Here is a 6,661-nt window from a genome sequence, read left to right on the forward strand (position 1 = left end):
ACTGATACGTGGTTAGCAGCTTGGCCATTACGAATACGTGTTAACATATCCGCTATAGGATCTTGCATGCTCATATTAGCTTACTCCGTGACACGTGCTTACCAGCTGGCCTTGCGTAGACCAGGAACTTCACCGCGCATAGTCGCTTCACGTAATTTGATACGGCTAAGGCCGAATTTACGTAAGAAACCATGTGGGCGACCAGTTTGACTACAGCGATTACGCTGACGCGCAGCGCTAGAGTCACGTGGTAGACCTTGCAACTTAAGAACTGCATCCCAACGATCTTCATCAGATGTAGTCGGGCTGCTAATGATAGCCTTAAGAGCTTGACGCTTTTCAGCGAACTTAGCCACGAGCTTGGCACGTTTTACTTCACGTGCTTTCATTGAACTTTTTGCCATTTCGCTACCCTTATTTCTTGAATGGGAAGTTGAAGCCTTCGAGCAGAGCTCGGCCTTCTTCGTCATTCTTCGCTGAAGTAGTGATCACAATATCCATGCCGCGGATTTTATCGATTTTATCGTACTCGATTTCCGGGAAGATAATCTGCTCACGTACACCCATCGCATAGTTACCACGGCCGTCAAACGACTTAGTGCTCATGCCACGGAAATCACGGATACGCGGGATTGCGATTTCAACTAAACGCTCTAAGAATTCCCACATACGCTCACCGCGCAGTGTAACCTTACAGCCTATCGGGTAGCCATCACGGATTTTAAAACCAGCCACTGACTTACGTGCAACAGTCACTACTGGCTTTTGACCAGCGATAGCAGTCATGTCACGAAGCGCATGCTCCATAACCTTCTTATCTGCTACTGCTTCGCCAACACCCATGTTAAGGGTGATTTTCTCAATCCGAGGGACTTGCATGACACTGGAGTAACCAAACTTTTTAACAAGTTCAGGACTCACAGTCTCTTGATATTTATCATGCAGTTTCGCCATCGTTTACTCCAATTACTTAATGAGTTCACTGTTCGACTTAAAGAAACGGACTTTTTTGCCGTCTTCAAATCGGAAACCAACGCGATCAGCTTTGCCAGTGGCAGAGTTGAAAAGCGCTACGTTTGATGCTTGTATCGGTGCTTCTTTCTCAACAATACCACCAGTCACGCCCAGTTGTGGGTTTGGCTTCTGATGCTTCTTGACAAGATTGATGCCTTCAACAATTAATTTACCAGTAGTAAGAACCTGAGAAACTTTTGCACGTTTCCCTTTATCTTTACCTGCTAGTACTATTACTTCGTCTTCACGACGGATTTTAGCTGCCATTTGACGCTCCTTTACAGTACTTCTGGTGCCAGAGAAACAATTTTCATAAATTGTTCGTTACGCAATTCACGCGTCACTGGGCCAAAGATACGAGTACCAATCGGTGCATTGTTTGCGTTAAGCAAAACCGCTGCGTTCCGATCGAAGCGAATGACAGAACCGTCTGGACGACGAACGCCTTTCTTAGTACGAACCACAACCGCTGTATAAACATCACCTTTCTTCGCTTTACCGCGAGGAATAGCTTCTTTAACAGAAACCTTAATGAGGTCGCCGATACCGGCATAACGACGGTGAGATCCACCTAAGACCTTAATACACTGAACTCTACGAGCGCCACTATTACAGGCTACATCTAGAGTAGATTGCATTTGGATCATTGTAAATGCTCCGCTAAACGTTACTTCACATCCCTAATTGGGACTACTATTTCGCCACTTTTCGACTAACATTTAGTCTAAAAAGGCGCGCAAGTATACCACCCGATTTTGGGAATAGATAGTATTAAAATAAAACGGCTCCTATAGCAGGAGCCGTTTAACTAAACCTAAAATAAATTAGGCCTTTGTCACTACTTCAACCAGAGTCCAAGACTTAGTCTTAGACAGAGGACGACATTCGCGAATAGTCACGAAATCGCCTTCATTACACTGGTTTGTTTCGTCGTGTGCATGGATCTTAGTAGTGCGCTTAAGGTACTTCCCGTATAAAGGATGCTTAACCTTACGCTCAATAGCTACAGTGATGGACTTGTCCATCTTGTTGCTAAGTACACGACCCTGCAAAGTACGGATTTGATCAGACATTACGCACCCGCCTTAGAAGTAATAATGGTCTTAACGCGCGCTACATTGCGACGCACGATTTTCAGCTGATGAGTCTGAGTCAACTGACCAGTTGCGTGTTGCATGCGCAGATTAAACTGCTCACGCAGCAGACCAAGCAGTTCAGCGTTCAGTTCTTCAACGCTCTTTTCTGTTAGTTCGCTCGCTTTCATTACATCACCGACTTAGTTACGAAGGTCGTCTTAAGAGGCAGCTTAGAGGCAGCAAGAGCGAAAGCTTCACGAGCCAGCTCCTCTGAAACACCATCCATCTCATAAAGAACCTTACCTGGTTGAATCTGGCAAACCCAGTATTCAACGTTACCCTTACCTTTACCCATACGCACTTCGAGAGGCTTAGAGGTGATAGGTTTATCAGGGAAAACGCGGATCCAGATCTGACCTTGACGTTTAATGTGACGTGTCATAGCACGACGCGCAGCTTCGATTTGACGAGCAGTTAGACGACCACGTCCAACAGCCTTTAGACCGAATTCACCGAAGCTAACTTCAGTGCCGTTCGCTAGACCACGGTTGCGGCCTTTGAACATTTTGCGAAACTTAGTTCGTTTTGGTTGCAGCATTGCCAGCTCTCCTATTTACCGCGAGGCTTACGCTTGGGCTGCTGTTTCGGCTCTTCATGCGCAGGTACAACGCCGTCTAGAACTTCACCTTTGAAGATCCAAACTTTAACGCCGATCACACCGTATTGGGTGTGACTTTCTGCTGTTGAATAGTCGATATCAGCACGAAGTGTATGTAGAGGTACGCGACCTTCACGATACCACTCATAACGCGCTATCTCAGCTCCGCCTAAACGGCCACTAACTTGAACCTTGATACCTTTAGCGCCAAGACGCATTGCATTTTGTACTGCGCGCTTCATAGCACGACGGAACATAACACGACGCTCTAGCTGCGAAGCGATGCCATCGGCAACAAGCTTAGCATCTAGCTCAGGCTTACGGATCTCAGCGATGTTAATCTGAGCTGGAATACCAGTTAGCTTAGCAACTGCGTTGCGTAGCTTCTCAACGTCTTCGCCTTTCTTACCAATCACAACACCTGGACGGGCAGTGTGAATAGTCACGCGAACACTCTTGGCTGGACGCTCGATAACTATCTTAGATACTGATGCTTGCTTAAGTTTCTTTTCTAGAAACTTACGCACTTCCCAGTCACTGTTCAAGTTTTTGGCATAGTCTGACTTGTCAGCGTACCAGGTCGAGATCCAAGGCTTAGTGATACCCAGACGGATACCATTAGGATGTACTTTCTGTCCCATTGCTAACTCCTAGCGATCTGATACAACCACAGTGATGTGGCTGGTACGCTTGATTATACGATCTGCACGGCCTTTGGCACGTGGCATGATACGCTTCATAGTTGGACCTTCATCGATCATAATCGCTCCAACTCGTAATTCGTCAATGTCAGCACCTTCATTGTGCTCAGCATTAGCGATTGCAGAGTCCAGTACTTTTTTAACAAGTACTGCAGCTTTCTTAGGGCTGAAAGTTAAAATTTCGAGAGCCTTAGCAACAGGCAGTCCACGGATTTGATCTGCAACCAAACGACACTTTTGAGGCGACGTACGGGCAAAACGATGTTTAGCTAAAACTTCCATCTTATTCCTCCCGTATTAACGCTTCTTCGCTTTCTTATCAGCAGCATGGCCGCGATAAGTGCGAGTTGGTGAAAACTCACCAAGCTTGTGGCCGATCATTTCGTCAGTTACGAACACAGGTACGTGCTGACGACCATTATGGACAGCGATGGTCAAACCTATCATGTTAGGTATGATCATAGAGCGACGAGACCAAGTCTTAATAGGCTTCTTGTCTCCCGCTTCCATCGCTTTCTCTACCTTCTTCAGCAAGTGTAGGTCAATGAATGGACCTTTCTTGAGAGAACGTGGCATGGCGAATCCTCTTACTTTTTATTGCGACGACGTACAATGTACTTGTCGGTGCGTTTGTTACTACGAGTCTTATAACCCTTAGTAGGCTGACCCCATGGAGATACAGGATGACGGCCACCCGAAGTACGGCCTTCACCACCACCATGTGGATGATCTACTGGGTTCATTGCAACACCACGCACTGTTGGGCGTATGCCTCTCCAGCGGTTAGCACCTGCTTTACCTAACTGGCGTAGCATGTGTTCGGCATTACCAACTTCACCCAGAGTCGCGCGACAATCTACTGGTACTTTACGCATTTCGCCAGAGCGAAGACGTAGAGTAGCGTAGGCGCCATCACGAGCTACAACTTGTACATAAGTACCTGCTGAACGAGCGATCTGAGCACCTTTACCAGGCTTCATCTCGACTGCGTGTACAACACTACCTACTGGCATGTTGCGTAATGGCAAAGTGTTACCCACTTTGATTTCAGCATCGATACCTGACTGGATCTTATCACCAGCTTGCATGCCTTTAGCAGCAAGGATATAACGACGCTCACCATCAGCATACAAAACAAGTGCGATGTTAGCTGTGCGGTTTGGATCATATTCCAAACGCTCAACTTTTGCAGGGATACCGTCTTTATTGCGTTTAAAATCAATAATACGGTAATGCTGCTTGTGTCCACCACCTATGTGACGAACAGTGATGCGACCCGTATTGTTACGGCCACCACTTTTAGATTTCTTAGCCAGCAAGGCTGCAAAAGGTTTACCCTTGTGCAGGTCCTTGTTCACCACTTTTACTAAGTGGCGACGACCTGGAGAGGTAGGCTTACACTTAACAATTGCCATGATAATTCTCCTTTGCTTACTCAGCGCCGACGAAATCGATGTCAGCACCTTCAGCTAAAGTTACGTAGGCTTTTTTCCAATCTACACGACGACCCATACGGGCACCGGTACGCTTGGTTTTGCCTTTGTTAACTAGAGTGCGAACTGAATCAACTTCAACTTCGAACAACTTAGCGACTGCAGCTTTAATTTCAGCTTTAGTGGCGTCAACAGCTACACGGAAAACTACCGTGTTGTTATTTTCTGCACAAACAGTACTCTTTTCAGAGATATGTGGTGCAAGAATAACTTTTAGCAAACGTTCTTCGCTTATCATCCCAGCATCTCCTCGATTTGCTTAACAGCATCGGCAGTTACTAGTACCTTGTTGAATGCGATGAGACTTACTGGATCGATACCAGCAACGTCACGCACGTCAACCTTGTACAAGTTGCGAGCTGCCAAGAACAAGTTCTCGTCAATTTCTGGAGTAACAATCAACACATCTTCCAGGTTCATTGCGGCCAATTTAGCTTTCAGCTCTTTAGTTTTAGGAGCTTCAACAGTAAATGACTCAACCACGATAAGACGGTCTTGACGTACCAACTCAGAGAAAATGCTTTTCAGCGCTCCGCGATACATCTTCTTGTTAACTTTTTGGCTATGATCTTGAGTTTTAGCAGCGAATGTTACGCCACCGCCACGCCAGATTGGGCCTTTAACAGTACCGGCACGTGCACGGCCAGTACCTTTTTGGCGCCATGGCTTTTTGCCAGAACCAATTACTTCTGCGCGAGTCTTCTGAGCACGAGTGCCCTGACGCGCATTTGCAGCGTATGCTACAACTACCTGATGAACCAGTGCTTCATTAAAGTCACGGCCGAAGGTAGTTTCGGAAACTTCCAGAGCACTTTGTGCGTCTTTCAATACCAATTCCATTACTATCTCCTCAGACCTAAGCTTTAACGGCAGGTTTGATGATCAGGTTGCCATTAATAGCCCCCGGAACAGCACCCTTAACCAATAGCAAGTTACGTTCAGCATCTACACGAATAACGTCTAGATTCTGCGTAGTAACACGCTCTGCACCCATGTGGCCAGACATTTTCTTACCTTTGAAAACGCGACCAGGTGTTTGGTTTTGACCGATAGAACCGTTGGATCTATGTGCCAGTGAGTTACCATGTGTCATATCTTGTGCATGGAAGTTCCAACGCTTAATACCGCCTTGGAAGCCCTTACCTTTAGATTGACCAGTAACATCAACTTTCGCTATGTCAGCGAAGATATCAACATTTAGCTCGGCACCAACTTCAATGCCTTCGCCTTCATCATCTGCCAAACGCACTTCCCACAAACCACGACCGGCTTCTACGCCTGCCTTAGCAAAGTGACCTGCTTCTGGTTTAGTGATGCGATTAGCTTTTTTGGTACCAGTAGTAACTTGAAGAGCACGGTAACCGTCAGTTTCTAAGGTTTTCACCTGAGTAACGCGATTAGACGTGATTTCAATTACTGTAACTGGGACAGAGACTCCATCTTCACAGAAGATGCGAGTCATACCCACTTTACGACCGATAAGACCGATAGCCATCTCGAAATCCCCTATTAACCCAAGCTAATTTGAACGTCGACGCCGGCAGCAAGATCGAGACGCATAAGCGCATCTACAGTCTTTTCTGTTGGCTCAACGATGTCAACTAGACGTTTGTGAGTACGAAGTTCGTACTGATCACGCGCATCTTTGTTAACGTGTGGAGAAGTCAAAATGGTATAACGTTCTTTACGCGTTGGTAGTGGAATTGGACCACGTACCTG

15 protein-coding genes and 1 pseudogene are annotated in these 6,661 nt (G+C 46.4%); all 16 read right to left on the reverse strand.

All coding sequences use genetic code 11. The features are described from left to right. Positions 1 to 74 (reverse strand): annotated as a pseudogene (gene rpsH, locus HRU42_RS20085) (30S ribosomal protein S8); the annotation flags it as partial. A 24-nt stretch (positions 75 to 98) separates the two neighbouring features. Beyond that, positions 99 to 404, reverse strand: coding sequence for a 30S ribosomal protein S14 (rpsN, locus tag HRU42_RS20090; protein WP_144048505.1), 306 nt, complete (start codon positions 402 to 404; stop codon positions 99 to 101). Between the two features lie 10 nt (positions 405 to 414). Beyond that, entirely contained in the window at positions 415 to 954 is a 540-nt protein-coding gene (gene rplE, locus HRU42_RS20095) for a 50S ribosomal protein L5 (RefSeq protein ID WP_295033756.1), read from the reverse strand. Between the two features lie 12 nt (positions 955 to 966). Continuing rightward, a complete protein-coding gene (gene rplX / locus HRU42_RS20100) occupies positions 967 to 1,281 on the reverse strand; it encodes a 50S ribosomal protein L24 (RefSeq protein WP_005503646.1) in 315 nt (104 codons plus the stop codon). 11 nt (positions 1,282 to 1,292) lie between these two features. After that, a complete protein-coding gene (gene rplN, locus HRU42_RS20105) occupies positions 1,293 to 1,661 on the reverse strand; it encodes a 50S ribosomal protein L14 (RefSeq protein ID WP_112351067.1) in 369 nt (122 codons plus the stop codon). A 177-nt stretch (positions 1,662 to 1,838) separates the two neighbouring features. Next, positions 1,839 to 2,087 (reverse strand): 30S ribosomal protein S17, encoded by a 249-nt coding sequence (gene rpsQ / locus HRU42_RS20110; protein WP_193633090.1) that lies wholly within the window; start codon positions 2,085 to 2,087, stop codon positions 1,839 to 1,841. Further along, positions 2,087 to 2,278, reverse strand: a complete 192-nt coding sequence (gene rpmC, locus HRU42_RS20115; RefSeq protein ID WP_005503550.1) for a 50S ribosomal protein L29 — start codon at positions 2,276 to 2,278, stop codon at positions 2,087 to 2,089. The genes rpsQ and rpmC overlap by 1 nt, the downstream gene beginning before the upstream one ends. Continuing rightward, a complete protein-coding gene (gene rplP, locus HRU42_RS20120) occupies positions 2,278 to 2,688 on the reverse strand; it encodes a 50S ribosomal protein L16 (protein WP_193633091.1) in 411 nt (136 codons plus the stop codon). Before rplP ends, rpmC begins: the two co-directional genes overlap by 1 nt. A gap of 11 nt (positions 2,689 to 2,699) precedes the next feature. Further along, positions 2,700 to 3,389 (reverse strand): 30S ribosomal protein S3, encoded by a 690-nt coding sequence (gene rpsC, locus HRU42_RS20125; RefSeq protein ID WP_287945776.1) that lies wholly within the window; start codon positions 3,387 to 3,389, stop codon positions 2,700 to 2,702. A gap of 9 nt (positions 3,390 to 3,398) precedes the next feature. Continuing rightward, positions 3,399 to 3,731: a 50S ribosomal protein L22 gene (gene rplV / locus HRU42_RS20130; RefSeq protein WP_012144645.1), complete on the reverse strand. Its 333-nt coding sequence runs from the start codon at positions 3,729 to 3,731 to the stop codon at positions 3,399 to 3,401. Between the two features lie 15 nt (positions 3,732 to 3,746). Beyond that, on the reverse strand, positions 3,747 to 4,025 hold the full coding sequence (gene rpsS / locus HRU42_RS20135) for a 30S ribosomal protein S19 (RefSeq protein WP_006083596.1): 279 nt from the start codon (positions 4,023 to 4,025) through the stop codon (positions 3,747 to 3,749). Between the two features lie 11 nt (positions 4,026 to 4,036). After that, on the reverse strand, positions 4,037 to 4,864 hold the full coding sequence (rplB, locus tag HRU42_RS20140) for a 50S ribosomal protein L2 (RefSeq protein ID WP_295033764.1): 828 nt from the start codon (positions 4,862 to 4,864) through the stop codon (positions 4,037 to 4,039). Between the two features lie 16 nt (positions 4,865 to 4,880). Beyond that, entirely contained in the window at positions 4,881 to 5,180 is a 300-nt protein-coding gene (rplW, locus tag HRU42_RS20145; protein WP_142873455.1) for a 50S ribosomal protein L23, read from the reverse strand. Then, positions 5,177 to 5,782: a 50S ribosomal protein L4 gene (gene rplD / locus HRU42_RS20150; RefSeq protein ID WP_295033767.1), complete on the reverse strand. Its 606-nt coding sequence runs from the start codon at positions 5,780 to 5,782 to the stop codon at positions 5,177 to 5,179. The genes rplW and rplD overlap by 4 nt, the downstream gene beginning before the upstream one ends. A gap of 16 nt (positions 5,783 to 5,798) precedes the next feature. Further along, a complete protein-coding gene (rplC, locus tag HRU42_RS20155) occupies positions 5,799 to 6,437 on the reverse strand; it encodes a 50S ribosomal protein L3 (protein WP_295033768.1) in 639 nt (212 codons plus the stop codon). A 14-nt stretch (positions 6,438 to 6,451) separates the two neighbouring features. Next, the coding region (gene rpsJ, locus HRU42_RS20160; RefSeq protein WP_295033769.1) for a 30S ribosomal protein S10 at positions 6,452 to 6,661 on the reverse strand (210 nt) is incomplete at its 5' end.

This window comes from Shewanella sp., assembly GCF_013214165.1.
GTDB lineage: Bacteria > Pseudomonadota > Gammaproteobacteria > Enterobacterales > Shewanellaceae > Shewanella.